The 1,339-nt window shown below is 44.6% G+C and carries 1 protein-coding gene; it reads left to right on the top strand.

Annotated elements, in window-relative coordinates; all coding sequences use genetic code 11:
• Positions 1-87: 87 nt before the first annotated feature.
• Positions 88-1,296: an IS256 family transposase gene (locus tag FW774_RS20245; protein WP_149350354.1), complete on the top strand. Its 1,209-nt coding sequence runs from the start codon at positions 88-90 to the stop codon at positions 1,294-1,296.
• Positions 1,297-1,339: the final 43 nt, after the last annotated feature.

Consider the following 1,339-nt stretch of genomic DNA (forward strand, 5'->3'; position numbering starts at 1 on the left):
GGTAGTGTCTTGAATTTTGTGTAAGTAAAAAAAGATGTAGGTCATTCCTATTGTGATTAAAGAAATTCAGAACTTTAATTACAAGAAATGGAAGAGAACAAATTAGGATTACCAAAGGACTTTTTCAAGCAGTTCAAGTCCAAAGAACAATTTCAGGAATTCTTTCAGGAGATGTTCAAACAGGGCGTTCAGGAAATGCTCCAGGGCGAACTTGATGATCACCTTGGCTACGAAAAGCACGCCTCTGAAGGCCGTGGGAGCGGCAATTCCCGTAACGGTTACAGCAACAAAAAAGTTAAGAGTGAAAGCCTTGGGGATATGGTCTTGTCGATCCCGCGGGACCGTAATTCGAGCTTTGAACCCAAGCTAATCCCTAAGCATCAGCGGATGAGCGAACAGATCGAGCAGAGCATCATCGGCATGTATTCGCGTGGAATGAGTACCCGTGATATTGAAGACCAGATCCGGGAAGTGTATGGTGTAGAGATTTCTGAAAGCACGGTTTCCAGGGTTACCAGCCGGGTCATTGACCTTATTAAAGAATGGCAGGTAAGGCCACTGGAGCCTGTTTATTTCACCTGCTGGATGGACGGCATACAGTTCAAAGTCCGCCATAACGGGAAGGTAATCAGCAAATGTATTTACTTAGTAATCGGCCTTAGAAATGACGGACTCAAAGAAATATTAGGCATGTGGATCAATGAAACAGAAAGTGCTTCATTCTGGTTAAGTGTGCTTACTGACTTAAAAGCCAGAGGTGTGGAAGATATCCTGATCGCCTGCACGGATAACCTTACCGGCTTTACCAAGGCCATAGCCCAGGTGTTTCCTCAAACCATCACCCAGCTATGCGTTGTCCACCAGATCCGTAACAGCTGCAAATATGTGTCCTGGAAAGAGCGTAAGGAATTCAGTGCTGATCTGAAGCAGATCTATGGCGCCGTTAACAGAGAGGCAGCCCGGTCAGCCCTGGACGTATTTACCCAGAAGTGGGGCGGTAAATATGGTTACGCTATTACCAGTTGGGAAAACAACTGGGATGCGCTGACCAGTTACTTTGACTTCCCACTGGAAATCCGAAGGATCATTTACACCACCAATGTGATTGAAAGCCTGAATAGCGGGATCAGGAAATTCACCAAATCCAAGAACCTGTTTCCCGATGATCAGGCGGCAGTAAAAGCCGTTTATCTATCCATTATGAACATCCAGAAAAAATGGATCATGCCCATCAGGGACTGGGGCAAAATTATTAACCAGTTTAGTATTATATTTGAAAACAGATGTAGGATTTAATGGCAGTAGGTTTGACCATTTACACAAAATTCTTCACAGGCTC

The organism is Pedobacter sp. BS3 (genome assembly GCF_008274585.1).
Taxonomy (GTDB): Bacteria; Bacteroidota; Bacteroidia; order Sphingobacteriales; family Sphingobacteriaceae; genus Hufsiella_A.